Below are 18,527 nucleotides of genomic sequence, written 5' to 3'. Positions count from 1 at the left end.
ACTAACCCTTTCCGAAACGGAGGCGGTAGCTGGCAAGCGCCGCCTCATAGGCGGCGAGCGTTTCTGCGGTGTAGGCGACGTAGTCGACGCCCGGCGCGTCGAGATGCAGTTCGGAGACGAGACTCCAGAGGGTCTCGCGCAACAGCGAGGCGACCTGCATCGCCGCATGAGCATGCAGGAAGGCCTCATCCGCCGGCGCGTCGAGATAGGCCGCCAGCAGGTCTTCGGTCTCCAACTGCGAGAAGCCCGCGTTGGAGGCGATGCCGGCAAGGTCGAACATCGCCGTGCCGAAGCCGGCATATTCGAAGTCGATCAGCCACAGGCGATTGCCGTCGTCGATGAAGTTCGCGGGCAGCAGATCGTGGTGCCCGAAGACGATGGGCAGCGCCACCTGCGCCGCTTCCATCTCCTGCGCCACAGCGAGGAACTCCGGCAGGCGGCTCGCCATGCGCGAATTGCCGGCAACCAGCGTGCGGGCATAGTCGCGGATGACGTGGAAGACCCAGAAGATGAAGCCGGGCCCGCTGACCCGCTCGCCCATGCCGGTGTGGAAGCGCCGGATGAGCGCCGCGACATCGGCCCGCCGGGCACGGACGTCTTCAGGCCCGAAGGTGCGCCCGTCGATGAAGCGGGAGACCATGATCCCGGGCTCGACATGCACCAGCTCCGGCGCAAGGCCGAGGTCGACGGCGGCCCGGGTCACCATCGCCTCGCGGGCCCGCTCCACGTGATGGAACGGAAAGTCCTGACCGAGGCGCACCACGAAGGCCCCTTCGCGATCGCGAACGCGAAAGCTGGCATTCGACAGCCCGCCATGCAGCGGCTCGATCTCGACGGGGCCGGACCAGACCGGCAGGGCGGCGATCCTGTCGCGCGTCGGGGCGGTGCCGGGCGCATCGCTCATGAGCGTTCTCCTGCGGTGTCGTCGAGGCCGAGGCGCTGCCGGCTGCGCTCTGCGGCAGCGGCGATCAGCCGGTCGGCGATTATGGCGATGAAGGCGACGGCAAGGCCGGCGACGAGACCGCGTCCGGTATCGGCCTTGGTGAGCGCGATATAGACCTCCTGACCAAGGTCCCGCGTGCCGACAAGAGCGGTGATCACCAGCATCGACAGCGCCAGCATGATGGTCTGGTTGATGCCGAGCAGGATCTCCGGCAGGGCGAGCCGCAGGCGGATCTTGGTCATCAGCTGCCACGGCGTCGCCCCTGCGACGAGCCCCGCCTCGACCAGCTGCGGGTTCACCTGGCGCAGCCCGTGCGCGGTGTAGCGGATGGCCGGCGCCACCGCATAGGCGACGACCGCGATCATGGCGGTGAAGTCGCCGACGCGGAACAGCATCACCGCCGGCATCAGGTAGACGAAGGAGGGCAGCGTCTGCAGCGTGTCGATGGCCAGTTCCACGCCCTTCCACAACCGCTCGCGCGTGGAAGCGAGAATGCCGACGGGAATGCCGATCATGCAGGCGATGACGACGGAGATGCCGCAGAGATAGACGGTCACCATCGCCTTTTCCCACTGGCCGGTGAAGGCGATCAGCGAGGCGAGCACACAGACCAGAAGCGCCAGCCGCCAGCCTCCGAGCCGCCAGCCGAGCAGTCCCAGCAACCCGGTGACGCCGAGCCACGGCAGGCCGGCAAGGAACCGCTTCACCGGTATCAGCACGTTGAGCAGCAGCGCGTTCTTCACCGCCTCGATCTGGTCGAAGAAATTGACGTTGATCCAGCCGACGATGTCGCTGCCGACCGAGCCGGTGGAGAGCTGCAGGGCCTTGGGATACGCCTGGATCGGCGCGGCGACGAGGCCGGCAAGGGCCGTGACCAGCACCAGCAGGCAGCCGGCAACCGTATAGGGGTGGCGCGCAAGCAGCCCCTTTCGCTGCGCGCCTTCCGCCTCGTGCTCGGGACGGCGGCCGGCAAAGGCCTGGCTCAGCCTGTCGAGCGCGATGGCAAGCGCGACGATGGCAAGGCCCGCCTCGATGCCGGCTCCGATATCGAGCCGCCGCAGGGCCGCCAGCACGTCGAAGCCGAGCCCGCCCGCGCCGATCATCGAGGCGATGATGACCATGTTGAGCGACAGCATGATCACCTGGTTGACGCCGACCATCAGTCCGGGCCGCGCGCTCGGCACCAGAATGCGCCAGGTCATCTGCCGCCGCGAGCACCCGGTCATCCGCCCGAGTTCGTGCGCCTCTTCCGGCACCGCACGCAGGGCCAGAAGGCTGATGCGGGTCATCGGCGGCAGAGCATAGATGATCGTCGCGACGATGGCCGCCGTCGGGCCGAAGCCAAACAGGAACAGGATCGGCACCAGATAGGCGAAGACCGGAACGGTCTGCATCAGGTCGAGCACCGGCCGCAAAGCCTTGTCGAACATCCGCCAGCGGAAGGCGGCGAGCCCCAGCAGCAAACCGCCGACGACCCCGACCGGCACGGCGATCAGGATGGAGGCCAGCGTCACCATCGCGCTGTTCCACTGGCCGAAGATCGCCAGGAAGGCGAAACAGCCGCCGACCAGGAGAGCGAGCCGGCGCCCACCGGCATAGTGGCCCATCACCATCGCGATACCGGTGACCGCGATCCACGACAGCGGCGGCAGAAGCTGTACGGCGGCGCTACCCCGCCCATCGAGAATACCGGTCGACAGCAGACCGAGGACAAAACGGTAAGGCGCCTCGACCATTGCGGCGAGGAAGCGGGTGAAATCGGTGAAGGTGAAGAGGCCGAAGCTCGCATCCTCAACCAGCCAGCGCATCGCCGCGCCGATCCAGCGCTGCAGCGGAATGCGCCAGCCGCGCGGAATGTCGAAGGCCCAGCCGGCATAGGGCTCGCCGAACTGCCAGAGCAGGACGAACGCGACCAGGCCGATACCCCAGACCATCTGCCAGCGGCGGCGGATCTTCCGGCTGCCGGAACCGGCGGGGGCGACAGGCGCGGCTGGCGAGCGTGCGATGCTGGCGGCCTCGCTCATGCTCAGCCCTGCATCATCACGGTGACGACCGCATCGCGGGTCAGGCGCCCGAGCACCCGTCCGTCGCGCGCACGCACGCCTATTTCCTGCAAGCCGCCGGCAAAGAGCGAGGCGGTATCGGCAATGGGCGCGCCCTCCTCGACCGTCGGCGCATCTGTCGGGGCAGCGCCTGCCTCCATCAGGCTGCCGACGCGGACGACCTTCGCCCGCGCCACCCCGCGGGTGAACTCGGCGACATAGTCGTCCGCCGGCCGCAGCACCAGATCCTCCGGCGTGCCGACCTGCACCACGGCACCGTCCTTCATGATGGCGATGCGGTCGGCCAGGCGGATCGCCTCGTCGAAATCGTGGGTGATGAAGACGATGGTCTTGCGCAGCACCGACTGCAGGCGGATGAACTCGTCCTGCATCTCGCGCCGGATCAGCGGATCGAGCGCGGAGAACGGCTCGTCGAGGAACCACAGTTCGGGCTCCACCGCGAGCGAGCGGGCAATGCCCACCCGCTGCTGCTGGCCGCCGGACAGCTCGCGCGGGAAGAAGCCCTCGCGCCCTTCCAGTCCCACCAGCGAAATCATCTGCCGGGCCCGCGCCTCGCGCTCCGCACGCCCCACGCCTTGCACCTCTAGCGGGAAAGCGACATTGCCCAGCACGGACAGATGCGGCAGCAGCGCGAAGTGCTGGAACACCATGCCCATGTGGTGGCGGCGGATCTCGATCATCCGCTTCGGACTGGCGGCGAGCAGGTTCTCGCCGTTGAACAGGATCTCGCCATGGGTCGGCTCGACCAGCCGCGACAGGCAGCGCACCAGCGTCGACTTGCCGGAGCCGGACAGCCCCATGATCACGAAGATCTCGCCCTCACGGACACCGAGATTGACGTCGCGCACCGCGCCGACAAGCCCGGCTCGCGCAAGGCGGCTGCTGTCGGCGGCCTCAGGGCGGTCGATCGGGTAGCCTTCGGCACCGGCGCCGAACAGTTTCCAGACCGAGCGGCATTCGAGCTTCGTCGCAGGTGCTGCGGCCGCGGGCGCTGCGCCCTGCTGCATGGAAGTGGTCACGGGTGGAAAGCCTCGGCTTGCGTGTCCCGCCCTCGCCGACCCGCCGCAGAACGCTCTGGCGGATCTTCGACCGGGCGAAAAGAGGCTGCCGCCGCCCCGGGGACGGAAGACGGCGACAGCCAGTCGGGCAAGGGTGTTACTTGATCCACTCCGACCAGCGGCCGGTATTGGCTTCCATCCAGGCGGCGACCACCTCATCGACGCTCTGTCCGTCGAGGTCGACCTTGGTGATCATCCCGCCCATCTCGTCATTGTCGACGGAGAAGGCCGAGATCGCCTTGTGCGCGCCGGGCCACTTCTCCTTCACGCCCGACCAGGCGACCTTCCAGATCGGCCCGCGCGGCTTGCCGCAATCATAGGCCATGTCCGGATTGGAGCCCCAGGCGGGGTCCTCGTAGCAAGCCTTCTCGTAGGTCGGGAACTCGATCCACTCGCCCTCGTATTTCTGCGGCGCCCAGTGCGGGGCATAGACCCACAGGATGATCGGCGCCTTGCGCTGATAGGCCGATTCCAGCTCGGCGAAGAGCGCTGCATCCGTCCCGGCGTGAACCACCTCAAACGGCAGATCGAGCGCTTCGACGCGCTCGTCGTCATAGCCGCCCCAGGTCACCGGAGCTCCCAGATACCGGCCCTTCGGCGCCGTCTCTGCTGTGGAGAAGGCCTCGGCGCAGGCATCGCTTTTCAGCGCTTCCCAGTTGGGCAGCCCCGGGCAGAGCTCCTTCATGTAGCTTGGGTACCACCACTCCTCGATGGCCAGCATGCCGCTGTCGCCAAGATTTTCGACCTGCCCGGTGGCGGTCGCCTCGTCCAGCGCATCGCGGCCGGTGGTCTCCCAGATCTCCATCGCCACATGCAGATCGCCGGTCTTCAGGCCGGCGAACTGGGCAATGTAGTCGGCCTGGACGTACTCGACGTTGTAGCCGGCCTTCTTCAGCACCTCGCCCATGATCTGCGTGGTGATCAGCTGGCCGGTCCAGTCGTGCAGGGTCAGGCGGATGGAGTCTGTGCTTTCCGCGGCTCGCACCGGCGTCCCTGCAAGGACGGTTGCGGCCATCAGGGCGGACAGGATCGCTGCCGCCGGGCGGGCATGTATCATGGCTGGTTCCCTCTGTATGCGCTCTGGAAGCAGCGCCCGCCCTTGTCGGATCTCTTCGGCGCCGTCACAGGATCGTCACCTCGACTGCCAACCCTGTCAATCGATTTGAGGGATAAAATTGGCAACTACGCCAAGTCATGTGGCTTTTTGAGAATTAATGACTGATATTACCACAAAAGCCACAAAGACAGCCAACCAGTAGACTGCGACCGATACCATGGCCTTCAGCAAGCGTCAGACCCTGATCCTGGAAAGCGCCCGCCGCTCGGGCAGCGCCCGCATCTCCGACCTGGCGGCCGAGCTGGACGTCTCGCTGGAGACGATCCGCCGCGACATCCGCTCGCTGGTGGAGGCCGGTGAGATCGTCAAGTCGCACGGGCTGGTCAGCCTGGCCCGGCAGGACATGGAGGCTCCGTTCGAACGCCGCATGCGGGAGAACCTCGACGCCAAGATCCGCATCGCCCGCCATGTCGCGGCAGGCATCGCCGACGGCGACAGCGTCATGATGGACACCGGCACCACGACGAGCGTGCTGGCGCGCGAACTGCGCGGCAAGACCGGCCTGACCATCGTCACCAATTCGTCGGACGTCGCCAGGACGCTGGCGACCGTGAACGGCAACAAGGTCTACATGGCCGGCGGCGAGCTGCACGGCGACAACGGCGCCGCCTTCGGCCGCTCGGCCATCGACTTCGTCTCCGCCTTCCGCGTCCGCCACGTTGTCATTTCCATCGCCGCCATAGATCCGGTGGGCGGGCTGATGGACTACCACCTTGCCGAGGCGGATTTCGCCCGCACCGTGCTCGGCTGCGGCGAGACGCGCACGGTCATCACCGACCACAGCAAGTTCAACCGCCGCGCGCTGGTGCGGGTCGCGGGCTTCCTCGACGTCGACCGGATCGTCACCGACATGGCCCCTCCGCCGGAGATCACCGAGCGGCTTCTGGCCGCCGGCACCGCCCTTGAGATCGCTGCGTAAGACGGCATCCCGGCACGGCCACGCGATTGCCATGGAACTGCCGTTTGCCGTTGACCGGATTCTCCATTAGGAAACGGGCAACATCCTGCCCCTTCCATCCGGAGGCACTTTTTCATGGCCGACCTTATCGTCGACGGCGGACACCCGATCTCGGGGACCGTCAGTCCGTCGGGCAACAAGAACGCTGTTTTGCCGATGCTCTGCGCGACCCTGCTCACCGATGAGCCGGTGACGCTGGAGAACGTCCCAGAGATCAGCGACGTCGCCAAGATCCTCGCCTATTTCGAGAGCATGGGCTCAACCGTCGCGCGCGCGGATGACGGCGCAACCCTGACCATCCGTCACGACTTCAACGCGTTCCGCGACGGCGATGCCGACCTGCCGCTCGGCATCCGCTCCGCCGTGCTGTTGCTCGCCCCCGTGATGGTGCGCACCGGCACCCTGACCTTCGACACGGATGCCAAGGGGTGCGCCCTCGGCCTGCGCGAGATCGATCCGCATCTGGAGATCCTCGAGCAGTTCGGCGCCCGCATCGTTGCGACGCACCCTTACGACATCCGCCGCGAGGACCGGCTCAAGGGCCAGGAGATCTGGGCCGACTACGCGTCGGTGACCGCGACCGAGACCTTCGCGATGATCGCCGCCACGGCGGAAGGCTCCTCGGTGCTGATGAACGCGGCCTCCGAGCCGCACGTCCAGGCGCTGTGCGAGATGCTGCGTTCCATGGGGGCGAAGATCGACGGGCTCGGCACCTCTCGCCTCAGCGTAACCGGCGTCGAGCGCCTGTCCGGCACCCGCGTGCGCGTGCCGGACGACCACCACGAGGTTGCGACGTTCCTCGCCATCGGCGGGGTCACCGGCGGCCGCCTGACCGTCAAGACCGACATCACCCCGCACATGACGCTGATCCTGCGCCAGTTCGAAAAGCTCGGCCTGCAGTTCGAGACCACGGACGACTCGATCACCGTCACCGGCTGGACCCGCGAGATCTCGCGCCCCTATACCCGCGAGATGCTGCCGAAGATCGAGGCGGCTCCCTGGCCGTATTTCCCGGCCGACCTGCTGCCGCAGGCGATCGGCGTCGCCGTCGGCTGCCACAGCGAGATCATGTTCTGGAACAAGATCTACGAGGGCGCGCTGGCCTGGAGCTCCGAGCTGGCGAAGTTCGGCGCCCGGGTGCACCTGTCCGACCCCCACCGGCTGATCGTCTTCGGCGGCAACAACCTGCGCCCCGCAGAAGTCGAGGCGCCCTACATCATCCGCGTGGTGCTCGGCCTGTTCCTTGCCGCGATCCAGGTCGAGGGACAGTCGACCATCCGCAAGGCCGACCCGATCCGCCGCGCCCACCCGCGCTTCGTCGAGAAGCTGACTGAGTTGGGCGCACAGGTCCGCTGGGCCTGATACCCCTTGCGCGAAAGCGACCGCTCGTGTCGCTTTCGCGCGTCTGGACATCCTCCCCGTCGCCGTTAGCCTGAAAGGGCCGACCAACGCGCGATCAGGAGGAAACGCGATGAAGCTTGCCGGGCTTGAGACATTCGTGGTCGGCAATCCGCCGCCCGGCTTCGGCGGCCGCTATTTCGTCTTCGTCAAGCTCACCACGGCCTGCGGCATTGTCGGCTACGGCGAGATCTATGCGGCGAGCTTCGGTCCCGACGCGATGACGCGTCTTACCGAGGATGTCTTCGCCCGCTATCTGGACGGGGCTGATCCCTTCGCCATCGAGGTCTTCTTCCGCAGGGCCTACGGCTCCGGCTTCACCCAGCGCCCGGACCCGACCATGTGCGGGGTGGTCAGCGGCCTCGAAATGGCGATGTGGGACATCATCGGCAAGGCACTCGGCAAGCCGGTTCATGCCCTGCTCGGCGGGCGCGTGCACGAACGGCTGCGCTCCTACACCTATCTCTACCCGAAGGGCGACGAGGACCACGCAGCCTTCTACGGCGATCCGGACCTGTCGGCCCAGCGCGCAGCCGAATATGTCGATGCGGGCTTCACGGCGGTGAAGTTCGATCCTGCCGGCCCCTACTCCGTGCATGGCGGGCGCCAGCCGGATCTGGAGGATCTCGAGCGCAGCGAACTCTTCTGCCGCCGCATCCGCGAGGCGGTCGGCGACCGGGCGGATCTCCTGTTCGGGACCCATGGCCAGTTCACCGCATCGGGCGCGCTCCGCCTTGCCCGCCGGATCGAGCCTTACGATCCGCTCTGGTTCGAGGAGCCGGTGCCGCCCGACATGCCGGAGGAAATGGCAAAGGTGGCGCGCGGAACCGCGATCCCAGTTGCGACCGGCGAGCGGCTTTGCACCAAATGGGAGTTCGCCCGTCTGCTGTCGACCGGTGCCGCCTCGATCCTGCAGATGAATCTCGGCCGCGTCGGCGGCTTGCTGGAGGCCAAGAAGATCGCCGGAATGGCGGAGGCTTGGCACGCCCAGATCGCGCCGCACCTTTACTGCGGGCCCCTCGTCGCGGCCGCGAACATCCAGCTCGCCGCCTGCTCGCCGAACTTCCTGATCCTGGAATCGATCCGCCGGTTCGACGGCTTCCACGCCGACATCCTGAAGACGCCGCTGCGCTGGGAAAACGGCTATGTCACCGTGCCCAATGCGCCGGGCCTCGGCGTCGAGCTCGACGAGGAGGTTGCCCGCGCACATCCCTACACAGGACGCGCGCTGCATCTGGACATGACCCAGCATCCGGTCGATCCCATCCGGGATCGCCGGTTTCCAAGGGATGGCGAAGCGTGATCAGCCGGCGCCGTTGAGGTCCCGGTCGAGCCTTGCACCGACGGACAACACGCGCTCGTCATGCCCCTTGATCCCACCGATCATCAGCGCGCCGGGACGGCCGCTACCCGTGCTGTGCGTCGGCATAGACATCGCGCAAGCATCGGCAAGGTTCAGCAGCGAGGTGTTGCGCAGCATCGCCGCGTTGATGCGGTCGAAATCTGCCAGTGTGTCCGCAATGCTCGGCGGAAAGATCTGCAGTGTCGGGGCGATCAGCGCGTCGAAGCCCGACAGCGCCTCCGCCGTGCGCGCGATGACCTCGATGCGGGCCGCCCGCGCCTCGGCGACTTCGTCGTCGCTCAGCGTCTCGCGGAAGCGGATACGGGTCAGCACCCGCGGATCGCCGACGCTGACGAGCGTGTCGAGATGATCCCCGTAGAGTTCATGGGCCTCGGCAGAGATGAGGATCTTGTTGAGCAGCAGCGCGTCTTGCAGGAACCCCAGGTCGAGCGGCACGAGCTCATGACCCGCCTCGACAAGGCGCGCCTTCGCCGCGTCGAAATGACCGCGCGACCACGCGTCAAGATCGTTGGTGAAGGCGTTTTCCGGCACGGCCAGACGCAGGCTTCCGGTCGGGGCCTCGACACCCGGCGCATCGCCGCCGCTCATCACCTGATAGGCGGCCAGCATGGTGGCGAAGTCGCTCGCCAGCGGACCGCAGGAATCAAAGGAGACGGCCAGCGGATGCACACCGTCGAGCGGCACCTTGTCCTGGCTCGGCTTGTGGCCGTAGAGGCCGTTGATCGCCGAGGGAATGCGGACCGACCCGCCGGTATCGGTGCCGAGCGCTACCTCGCACAGGCCGAGGCCCACTGTCACGCCGCCGCCGGAGGTCGAGCCGCCGGGAATGCCGCCCTCCTCGAAGACGTTCGACGGGGTGCCGTAATGCGGGTTGAGGCCGACGCCCGAATAAGCGAACTCGCTCATAGAGGTCCGGCCGAACGGCACGGCGCCCGCCGCCTTGATCCGCGCCACCACCGGACAGTCCTCGGTTGCCGGCTCCCGATCCTTCAGCAGAAGCGAGGCCGCCGTGGTGCGCTGGCCGGCCTCATCGTAGAGATCCTTGACGGAGACCAGCATCCCGGCGAGCGGCAGCGGCCTGTCGGCGGCCACGACAAGGGCCTCCGCTTCGGCCGCCGCCTGGAGGATGCGGGCGGGGGAGAACTCGGTGAAGATCGCCGATGCTGCGTCTCCCAGTGCCTCGACGCGTCCGATCGCGGCCCTGGCCTTCTCGACGATTTCACCCATTCCCGTATCTCCTCCTGCGCCATCCGGGCCGTCCGCCGGCGGCAGCTGTCCTGCGACCGTTGCCTCAGGCGACGATCGGCAGAACCGTGATCTCGTAGCTGTGACCGATGCTGCGGCCGAGCACCGGATCGCGAAGCTCCATCCTGAACGCCGCCGCCGGACGCACGCCGCCGATGGCGCCGAGCGTTCCGCACAGCATGGCGACGCAGTCACCGCGCTCGCGGGCGGCCTCCATTCCCGACCCCTCGATCAGATCGGCGAGCGGGCGGATCGAGCCGACCTTGCCGTCCTGATAGGGGATCCAGTCACCGGCCGCATCCTCCTTGATCCACGAGCGCAGTTCAAGCGCATCGAGATGCCCGGCAACCTCGTCGAACAGCCAGAGCTCACCGGCCACCGGCTTGGCGCAAGCCTGCTTGGACAACGCGACGGAATGGGCTTCCAGGTCGCGGTCCGTATGGTCGGAGGCAAGCCCGAGATGAAGCACGCCATCCTTCGCCAGCAGGAAGGGCTCGACCTCGCCGGAGGTGCCGCCGCCGACGACCTGGATGCCGTGTTCCTGGGTGAGAAGATCCGCAGCGGTGCGGTAGTAGAGCGGCACGGTGGACGGCGGCGCCACGCCGATTTCCGCCAGCTCGTCGATGTGATGACGGATCGCCTCCGGATCCCGGCCGGTCCAGCCGGCGACGGTCAGATCGGCAATGCGAACGGAAAGCGGCGCACCGTTGAGGGTGAACTCCATGGAAAGCTCCTTGGGAAGGGACAGGCCGGCGCCTGCACCGGATCAGAGCGATCCGGGCAGGAACAGGGCGATTTGCGGGAAGACGATGAGGGCGGCGACCATGCCGAGCATCACCAGGACGTAAGGGATGCAGCCGAGCATCACCTCGCTCAGCGAGCCGGACTTTCGCGCGCCCTGTACCACGTAGAGATTGAGCCCGACCGGCGGGGTGATCAGCGCCATTTCCACCAGCACGATCATCATCACCCCGAACCAGACCTTGTCGTAGCCGAGCCCGACCATGATCGGCACGATGATCGGAATGGTCGCGACCATCAGCGACAGCGTCTCGATGAAGAAGCCGAGAACGATGTAGAGGACGATGACCACCAGCAGCGTGCCGAAGGGTGAGAGGTTCAGGCTGTCGAACAGGCCCTGAAGCTCGCGGCCGAGCCCGGCCGAGGCCAGCGTGAAGTTGAGGAAATAGGCGCCGGTGATGATCAGCATGATCATCGCGGTGATGCGGACGGTGCCGAGCAGGCTCTCGCGCAGCATCGCCGAGGAGACGCCGCCATTGAGCAGCGCGATCAGCAGCGCCATGGCAACGCCCACGGCCGCGGATTCGGTCGGCGTGGCCCAGCCGGCATAGATCGACCCGATCACCACCGTGAACAGGATGAAGATCGGCACGAGCTGGGCGAGAGCCGCGAACCGCTCGCCCCAGGTGAAGCTGCGGCTCGGCCCGCCGAGCGAGGGGCGGATCTTGCACAGCACCGCCGTCACGATCATGAAGGCCACCGCCATCAGCAGGCCCGGCAGCAGGCCAGCCAGGAACAGGCGCGGAATCGAGGTCTCGGTCAGGAAGCCATAGACGATCAGGTTGATCGACGGCGGGATCAGGATACCGAGCGTGCCGCCGGCGGCAATCGCTCCGGAAAACAGCTTGGGATCGTAGCCCAGCCGCTCAGCCTGGGGCATGGCCACGGTGGCGACCGTCGCGGCGGTTGCGACGGAGGAGCCGGAGGTCGCGGAGAACATCGTGGCCGTACCGATATTGGCATGGACCAGCCCGCCCGGCAGCCAGGACACCCACTTGTCGAGCGACCCGTAGGTCCTCTCGGCGATGCCGCCGCGCACGAGGATCTCGCCGAGCAGCACGAAGAAGGGAATGGCAATCAGCGTGGCGGAATCGGAGGCCGACCAGACCACCTGCCCGAGGCCGCGGATCAGCGGAAAGACCGAGAAGAACTCGGAAATGCCGAACCCTAGCAGGAACAGGACGATGCCGACGGGAATGGACAGCGAAAGGAGCCCGAGCAGGGCGATGGCGACGCTTCCGATCATTTGCCGTCCTCCGCTTCGCCGCGTGCACCGATCATCGCATCGGCATTCTGGAAATCACCGCGCAGCACGGTCGCGAGCGCCAGCAGGACCAGAAGGCAGGAGGAAATGGCGAACCACACCCAGCCGGAAAACCACACGGCCTGCGGGATCCACAGGGGCGTCTCGAGCGCCGTATTGGCCCGCGAGCCCCGGACCAGCGTCTTTTCCAGAACCGGCCAGGCCTGATAGGCGATAATGCAGACCGTGCCGGCGGCAATGCTCATCGCGAAGATGTCGAGCACGGCCCGGCCGCGCGTCTGCAGCTTCTGGCGCACCAGATCGATACGCACATGGGCAAGCTCGGTCAGCGCATAGGACAGGCCCCAGCTTGCGACCGCGGCCATCACATATCCGGAGATTTCGTCCGAACCGCCGAACGAATGGCCGAACTGTCTCAGCGTGATGTCGACGATCACGAAGCCTGCGGTCGCCAGCACGACGATGCCGACCAGCAGGGCAAGTCCGGAATTTATGCGGCGGAGGGCCGCGGCAAGATTGTCCGTCATGTCGCGGCCCCCTCTTGGATCACGCTATCAGTTGACCGTGACGCCGGTGGTCTGACCGACGCTGTCGTTCCAGCGTTTCACCCAGTCGGCACCGGCACGCTCGGCCCACTCCGGCAGAACGGTCTCGGTCAGGATCTTGCGCGCGGTGGCGACATCTGCCTCGCTCGCCTCGACCAGCTTCATGGATGCCGGCTTGCCGGCCGGGCACTCGCCGTTGCCGGTCAGGCAGGCAGTGTCGGTGGCGATGGAGGCTGCCACGGAATCCCAGGCCGGGGTCTCGAACTTATCCTTGATCTGGGTTTCGATCAGCGTGCGGGTCTCTTCCGGCAGGGCGTTCCAGCGGTCGAGGTTGACGGCGGTGACGACCGAGTCCCAGCCGCCGAGCGGCAGGTTCACCAGCGTGTCGGTGACTTCCCACCAGCCGGCGCTGTAGCCCGAACCCGAACCGGTGACGGCGCAGTCGATGACGCTGCGCTCGAGCGCACCCGGCACTTCCGAGAAGGCCACATTGACACCCTCGGCGCCCAGCGCCTCGAGGAACTTCGTGGTCATGCGACCCGAACCGCGGATCTTCTTGCCCTTCAGGTCCTCAAGCGAGGAAACGTCGCCCTTGCAGAAGACGACCTGCGGGGGATACGGCGCGATCGCCAGGACCTTGGCATTGAAGCGCTGCTCGTAGATGTCCTCGACCATCGGGCGGGCGGCCGCGACCATGGCGCGAGCCTCATCGGCGGTGGTGGCGATCAGCGGCACGTCGAGGCCTTCGAGCTCGGGGGCATCGCCCACCGCATAGTCGGCGACCGTCATGCCGACGTCGAACACGCCGTCGCCCAGCATGCGGAACACGTCGCCGCCCTGGATGCCCATCTGGTTGTGGGTGGTCATCTGCACCTCGATACCGCCGTTCGATGCGGCCGGCAGGGTCTCGGTCCAGAACGGAGCCTCGAACTTCTGGTGCAGGGGAAGGTTGGACCAGCTGCCGACGACCGACAGGGTTTCGGCGGAAGCCGGGGCGAATGCGGCAAACGACAGGGCCGTGGCCGCGAGCAGGCTGGAGGCAATGCGCTTCATGTGGGACTCCTCTGGTTTTCGTTCACTTCGAAGCGGGCCAGACGCCGCCGAGCGTGAACTCGGCGGCATCGGCAGAGAGATCGGTCACCAACATGTGGCCGGGCTCATGGGTGATGGCGATCTCCGGACGGGCCTGGCGGATCGCCATCTGCGGGGTCACGCCGCAGGCCCAGAACACGGGGATTGCTCCGGGAGCGAGTTCCGGGACGTCGCCGAAATCGGGTTTCATCAGGTCGGCAATGCCGATGCCGGCCGGATCGCCGATATGCACCGGCGCACCATGCGCCAGCCGATAGCGATCGGACAGCAGTACCGCCTGGATCGCGTCGGAAGGATGGAAGGAGCGCATCGACACCACAAGCGGTCCGCCGAACGGGCCGCTCGGCGCCGTCTGCAGGTTGGTGATGTACATCGGCACGTTCTTGCCGCCCTCGAAATGCGGCAGGGGAATACCGGCCCTTACGATGGCCGCCTCGAAGGAGAACGAGCAGCCGAGCACGAAGGAAACGAGGTCGTCGCGCCACACGTCCGAAAGGTCCGGCACCGGGGTGTATCCCTCCTCGCCTGCGCGAAACACGCGATAGCCGGACACGTCGGTGCGGATGTCGAGATCCGCACCCAGCGAAGGAATGGCCGGATTGCCGGGCTCGGACATGCCGATCAGCGGACAGGGCTTGGGATTGAGCGTGCAGAAGCGCAGGAAGTCGCCGGCGAGTGCAGCCGGAAGGATCGCCAGGTTCCCCTGGAGGCAGCCCTGGCCGTAGCCGGCGGTGGGGCCGCGAAACCGGCCCGTCCTGATGCTGACGCGAAGATCGGCGGGAGACAGACCACGGAAGGCATCCTGTTCGGATGCGGTGCGGTCAAGGGCGACAGATGCAGGCACGCTGGCAACCTCCTCACGTTACCTTGTGAGGATTGCCAGTCGTTATGATCTTGTCAAGTTATCGATATAAGATTTTTATGATCTTCTTTCAAGATCATTTTGATCACATGCACGCGCGACGGCCGCAACCTCTTCTCCCACCTCCCGATTCCGGTCCGGCATGTAGGCGACGACGAACCGCAATGCGCTCAGACGGGCGCCTTCCACGACCTTCAACGGCCGGATTCGCGAGCGGAAAAGATCGGCCTCTGCAATACGCACCGGCAGCACGCCGATGCCGAACCCGTCAGCAACCAGGTGTAGGACCGTCGACAGGCTGGCCGACCCGTGCAGGTCCGGCGGCGGCAGATCGGGGGCTGCCAGCAGCCCCTCGAGCTCGCGGAACGGGGGCGTGCCCTTGGGAAAGGAAACGATGGTCTGCCGGGCCAGGTCGGTCAGCGTCAGCGGCTCGCCCGCCTCCACATCCTCGCCTTCCTTGTCGGAGGCAGCCCCGTACCAGCCGAGCGGCTGGCGCTGCAACGGCACCACGGCCGCCCCGCTCGGCACGCTCTCGCGCAGCATGATGGCAACGTCCAGCCCGTCGTCGGCCAGCGCCAGGCCCAGCTCGCGCGAAGTATCGACCGACAGTTCGAAGCGCACACGCTGGTGCGCGCATTTCAATTGGTTCAGCAACTCGCTGAGGATCGTGTGGACGATGGTCTCGGCAACGCCGATGCGAATGGTGCCGCTGAGCCCGCCGGGCCGCGTGATCTCCTGTATCAATCGGTCCCGCGCCGCGCTCAGCCGCTGCGCCTCCTCCAGGAAGCGACGCCCGACCGGCGTCAGCCGGACCTGGCGGCGGCCACGGTCGAACAGCTGGATGCCGAGCCGCTTTTCCAGGGCCAGAACCCGGTTCGAGATCGCCGACTGCGAGAGCCCGTATTTCGCGGCGGCAGCTCGAAACCCGCCCGCACGGACGATATCCTGGAGGATCTCCACGTCCTTCAGCTCGAACACGTCAGTTCCTCCCTCGCCGCGCCCGATGCGCGGACGCCGCATCCTCGTGGAACGAAGGAGCGGATTCAAGCGCTCCGCGCAAGGTGAGCAAACCCGCCTCTGGCAATGCCGTCATGAACTGCATATCGTGCCGCGATCTTCCCTGCCGCACCCGGTCGCCGGGCGCTCCACTGCGAGATCGGCACTCATGACACCCGACCAGCTCGTCGCCTTCGCCACCTTTGCCTTCGTCGCCTCGGTGACGCCCGGTCCCAATAACGTGCTCCTGACAGCCATTGGCGGATCCGCCGGCTTTCGCAAGGGCATGCCGACCCTGTGGGGCATCGTCTTCGGCTTTTCGGCGATGATCTTCTCGCTCGCCGTCGGCCTCGGCGGCACGCTCTTCACCCTGCCTTATGTGATGGATGCGATCCGCATCGTTGGCCTCGTCGTGCTCCTGTGGCTTGCCTGGAAGATCGGCTCGGCCCCGGTCGGCCGAGCGGACAAGACAGCCCCTGCAAAGGACAAGCCGGCAGAGCGGCGCGGCAGCTTCGTCGGCGCCGCCTTGTTCCAGTGGGTCAACCCCAAGGCCTGGCTTATCGCCGCCGGCGCCATTGGCTCCTACATGCACCCCGGCAGCGGCGGCGTGCTGCAACAGGCCGGCATTCTCGCCGGCGTCTTCATCGTGGCCGCGGCCCTCGGCTCCCTGCCGTGGCTCGCCTTCGGCGCAGCCCTCGGCGAACTGCTGAAGCAGCCGCGGGCAGCACGCATTTTCAACATCACGATGGCAGTTCTGCTCGTCGCCTCGATGATCCCGGTCATTCTCAACGCCGGCTGATGCGGGAAGGCAAGAGCGCCTCCCCGCATCTTTGGGAACTCCGCATCGATCAGGTCAAAGGCCGCGGCCCATCACCGTGGACAGCCGGCGAGCGAAGGCTACCGGATCCGCCGGTACCTCGCCGTCGAGGATCAGCGCCTGATCGAGCAGCAGCCAGGCAGTATCTGCAAGCTTGCCCTTGTCGCCGCTGCCGGCCAGCGCCGAGGAAAGACGCGACAGCAACTCGTGCGAGGGGTTGAACTCCAGCACCGGCGCAAGCCGCGCCCGTCCGTCGCCCTGCTTCGACATCAGCTTCTCGAACTGCCGGTCGGGCCCGTGCTCGGGGGCGACGAGGCAGACCGGGCTTTCGGCGAGCCGCGACGAGCTGCGCACATCCGACACCCGCTCGCCGAGCGTCTCCTTCAGGAACGCCGTGACCAGACCGACATCGGTATCCCCGGCCTCGGCCTTCTTGTCCGTATCACTCTCCGTCTCGCTGACCGGGATGGCGTCCAGCTCGGCGGCCCCTTGCGTGATCGAGCGGAACGGCTTGCCCTCGAAGCCCTCCACCATCTGCACCCAGAACGCATCGACCGGATCGGCGAGGTACAGCACCTCGACGCCGCGGGCACGGAAGCCCTCCAGATGCGGGCTGGCGGCAATCGCCTCCTGGCTCGCGCCGGTCGCGTAGTAGATCTGGGTCTGGTTCTCCTTCATGTCCGCCACATAGTCATGGAGCGAACGCCAGCTCTGTCCCTTGTCGGAGCTGCTGCGGAACCGGGCGAGGCCGAGCAGCTTTTCCTTGCGCTCGAAGTCTTCGTAGATGCCTTCCTTCAACACGGGGCCAAAGGTTTCCCAGACCTTCTCGTAGGCCGCCGCATCGCTTTCCGACAGCTTCTGCAGGTCCCCGAGCAGCCGGTTGGTCACGCCCTTGCGGATCGCGTCCAGCACCGGATTGTGCTGCAGCATCTCGCGCGACAGGTTGAGCGGCAGGTCCGAGGAATCGATGACGCCGCGCACGAAGCGCAGCCATGCCGGCAGCAGGTCCACGTCATCGGCGATGAACACCCGGCGCACATAGAGTTTCACCCGACCCTTGCGGTCGGGGTCGAACAGGTCGAACGGCTTCATCGACGGCACGAACAGCAGCACGGAGTATTCGTGCCGCCCTTCCGCCCGATAGTGGACGGTCATCGCCGGCTCGTCGAACTGGCCGGACACGTGGCCGTAGAACTCGCGATACTCCTCCTCGCCGATCTCGGACTTGGAGCGCGTCCACAGCGCGGTGCCGTCGGCAAGGCGGCGCGGCTCGGCCTCCTCGCCGTCCTCCGCTGGCGGCACGACCAGCGTGATCGGCACCGGCACATGCGCGGAATAGGCGCGCACGATCCGCTCGATGGTGGCAGGCCGCGCATAGGAGGCGGCATTGTCCTTGAGATGGAGGATCACGCGGGTTCCGCGCGCGGGCACATCCGCATCGTCCCCGGCCGGCTCCACCGTAAAGGCGCCGAGCCCGTCGGAGCTCCACTGCCAGGCTTCGCTGCTGCCGGCGGCACGGCTGATCACGTCCACCTTCTCCGCCACCATGAAGGCGGAATAGAAGCCGACGCCGAACTGGCCGATCAGCGCCGTCCCGTCCTTGCCTTCGCCCAGCCGGTCCATGAAGGCCTTGGTGCCGGAGCGGGCAATGGTGCCCAGATTGTCGATCAACTCCTGCCGGCTCATGCCCGAGCCGTTGTCGGACACCACCAGCCTGCGGCCGGCCTCGTCCGCCTCCAGGCGAATGCCGAACTCCGTGTCCTCGCCCAGCAGCGAAGGATCGGTGAGGGCTGCGTGCCGCAAGCGCTCGCAGGCATCGGCCGCGTTGGAAATCAGCTCGCGGAGGAAGATGTCCTTGTTGGAGTAGACCGAGTGCACCATAAGATGGAGCAACCGCGCGACCTCCGCCTGGAAGGCGTGGCTCTGCGGCGCCTCGGTGCCTGCCCCTGTCGTGTTCGGCTCGGTACTCATTGGTTCTGACTGCCCCGTACGCTCGTAAATGTCT

At 66.8% G+C, this 18,527-nt stretch carries 16 protein-coding genes; 4 read left to right on the top strand and 12 right to left on the bottom strand.

Annotation, left to right across the window (positions count from 1 at the left end; all coding sequences use genetic code 11):
- Nucleotide 1 precedes the first annotated feature (1 nt).
- From BBX35_RS09455 to BBX35_RS09440, 4 genes are all read right to left on the bottom strand, one after another.
- Entirely contained in the window at nt 2-904 is a 903-nt protein-coding gene (locus tag BBX35_RS09455) for a choline/ethanolamine kinase family protein (RefSeq protein WP_067219020.1), read from the bottom strand.
- On the bottom strand, nt 901-2,967 hold the full coding sequence (locus BBX35_RS09450; RefSeq protein WP_208979808.1) for an ABC transporter permease: 2,067 nt from the start codon (nt 2,965-2,967) through the stop codon (nt 901-903). Before BBX35_RS09450 ends, BBX35_RS09455 begins: the two co-directional genes overlap by 4 nt.
- A gap of 2 nt (nt 2,968-2,969) precedes the next feature.
- A complete protein-coding gene (locus BBX35_RS09445; protein WP_425274571.1) occupies nt 2,970-4,025 on the bottom strand; it encodes a quaternary amine ABC transporter ATP-binding protein in 1,056 nt (351 codons plus the stop codon).
- A gap of 136 nt (nt 4,026-4,161) precedes the next feature.
- Nucleotides 4,162-5,079, bottom strand: coding sequence for an ABC transporter substrate-binding protein (locus tag BBX35_RS09440; protein ID WP_067219936.1), 918 nt, complete (start codon nt 5,077-5,079; stop codon nt 4,162-4,164).
- A 259-nt stretch (nt 5,080-5,338) separates the two neighbouring features.
- Here BBX35_RS09440 and BBX35_RS09435 point away from each other — a divergent pair, with 259 nt between their 5' ends.
- The 3 genes from BBX35_RS09435 to BBX35_RS09425 all read left to right on the top strand — a co-directional run bounded on the left by BBX35_RS09435 (nt 5,339) and on the right by BBX35_RS09425 (nt 8,840).
- The gene (locus BBX35_RS09435) at nt 5,339-6,100 is read left to right on the top strand and encodes a DeoR/GlpR family DNA-binding transcription regulator (RefSeq protein ID WP_067219016.1); all 762 of its coding nucleotides are present in this window, start codon (nt 5,339-5,341) and stop codon (nt 6,098-6,100) included.
- A 114-nt stretch (nt 6,101-6,214) separates the two neighbouring features.
- A complete protein-coding gene (locus tag BBX35_RS09430) occupies nt 6,215-7,501 on the top strand; it encodes a UDP-N-acetylglucosamine 1-carboxyvinyltransferase (protein ID WP_067219014.1) in 1,287 nt (428 codons plus the stop codon).
- A gap of 109 nt (nt 7,502-7,610) precedes the next feature.
- Nucleotides 7,611-8,840, top strand: a complete 1,230-nt coding sequence (locus tag BBX35_RS09425) for a mandelate racemase/muconate lactonizing enzyme family protein (RefSeq protein ID WP_067219003.1) — start codon at nt 7,611-7,613, stop codon at nt 8,838-8,840.
- Here the strand turns inward: BBX35_RS09425 and BBX35_RS09420 are convergent, their stop codons facing one another.
- From BBX35_RS09420 to BBX35_RS09390, 7 genes are all read right to left on the bottom strand, one after another.
- Nucleotides 8,841-10,127 (bottom strand): amidase family protein, encoded by a 1,287-nt coding sequence (locus tag BBX35_RS09420; protein ID WP_067219001.1) that lies wholly within the window; start codon nt 10,125-10,127, stop codon nt 8,841-8,843. It abuts the gene before it with no gap.
- A 64-nt stretch (nt 10,128-10,191) separates the two neighbouring features.
- The gene (locus tag BBX35_RS09415; protein ID WP_067218999.1) at nt 10,192-10,869 is read right to left on the bottom strand and encodes a DUF2848 domain-containing protein; all 678 of its coding nucleotides are present in this window, start codon (nt 10,867-10,869) and stop codon (nt 10,192-10,194) included.
- Nucleotides 10,870-10,911: 42 nt separating this feature from the next.
- A complete protein-coding gene (locus BBX35_RS09410; RefSeq protein ID WP_067218997.1) occupies nt 10,912-12,192 on the bottom strand; it encodes a TRAP transporter large permease in 1,281 nt (426 codons plus the stop codon).
- Entirely contained in the window at nt 12,189-12,737 is a 549-nt protein-coding gene (locus BBX35_RS09405; protein WP_067218994.1) for a TRAP transporter small permease subunit, read from the bottom strand. Before BBX35_RS09405 ends, BBX35_RS09410 begins: the two co-directional genes overlap by 4 nt.
- A gap of 27 nt (nt 12,738-12,764) precedes the next feature.
- On the bottom strand, nt 12,765-13,808 hold the full coding sequence (locus BBX35_RS09400; protein WP_067218992.1) for a TRAP transporter substrate-binding protein: 1,044 nt from the start codon (nt 13,806-13,808) through the stop codon (nt 12,765-12,767).
- A 22-nt stretch (nt 13,809-13,830) separates the two neighbouring features.
- Nucleotides 13,831-14,634: a putative hydro-lyase gene (locus BBX35_RS09395; RefSeq protein ID WP_067219934.1), complete on the bottom strand. Its 804-nt coding sequence runs from the start codon at nt 14,632-14,634 to the stop codon at nt 13,831-13,833.
- A 132-nt stretch (nt 14,635-14,766) separates the two neighbouring features.
- Nucleotides 14,767-15,687, bottom strand: a complete 921-nt coding sequence (locus tag BBX35_RS09390) for a LysR family transcriptional regulator (RefSeq protein WP_067218989.1) — start codon at nt 15,685-15,687, stop codon at nt 14,767-14,769.
- 187 nt (nt 15,688-15,874) lie between these two features.
- On the opposite strand from BBX35_RS09390, the gene BBX35_RS09385 reads away from it, so the two are divergent.
- Nucleotides 15,875-16,504, top strand: a complete 630-nt coding sequence (locus BBX35_RS09385) for a LysE family translocator (RefSeq protein WP_067218987.1) — start codon at nt 15,875-15,877, stop codon at nt 16,502-16,504.
- 54 nt (nt 16,505-16,558) lie between these two features.
- Here the strand turns inward: BBX35_RS09385 and htpG are convergent, their stop codons facing one another.
- Nucleotides 16,559-18,493 carry a molecular chaperone HtpG gene (htpG, locus tag BBX35_RS09380; protein WP_067218985.1) on the bottom strand — a complete coding sequence of 645 codons (1,935 nt, stop codon included), beginning with the start codon at nt 18,491-18,493 and terminating at the stop codon, nt 16,559-16,561.
- Between the last annotated feature and the right edge of the window lie 34 nt (nt 18,494-18,527).

Origin of the sequence: Stappia indica, from assembly GCF_001696535.1 — a bacterium.
GTDB lineage: Bacteria > Pseudomonadota > Alphaproteobacteria > Rhizobiales > Stappiaceae > Stappia > Stappia indica.
The sequence above is the reverse complement of the archived record's forward strand: the minus strand, read 5'-3'. Positions and strand labels throughout refer to the sequence as shown.